The 256-nt window shown below is 52.0% G+C and carries 1 protein-coding gene; it reads right to left on the bottom strand.

Going from position 1 to position 256, the window contains the following annotated elements; all coding sequences use genetic code 11:
* Positions 1-6: 6 nt before the first annotated feature.
* On the bottom strand, positions 7-256 hold a 250-nt coding region (gene terL, locus HMPREF3052_RS09110), incomplete at its 5' end, for a phage terminase large subunit (protein WP_168165948.1).

Raw genomic sequence — 256 nt, 5'->3', positions numbered from 1 at the left:
TTTTACTCATTTGTTTGCCTCAACCTGCGAGCGCAGGTAATCAATCATGCCAGTTCGGGTGTCTAGTAGCTCGCCAAAGGCACGGCTTAAACAGTCGATTTGGTCGTCGTGCTGACCGTTTGGAAACATCCGCATTTCAGCAATCAGCGCGTCTGTGTCCCATGTACCATCATCTAGCAACATCACATTACCGATGTTGACTTGAGCGGCGAACGGCTCGGCTCGCGTTACCTTGTCGCCCGATTCAGGACTGGCA

This window comes from Neisseria sp. HMSC056A03 (assembly GCF_001815685.1).
In the GTDB taxonomy this organism is placed as follows: Bacteria; Pseudomonadota; Gammaproteobacteria; order Burkholderiales; family Neisseriaceae; genus Neisseria; species Neisseria subflava.
This window is presented reverse-complemented; position numbering and strand designations above follow the sequence as displayed.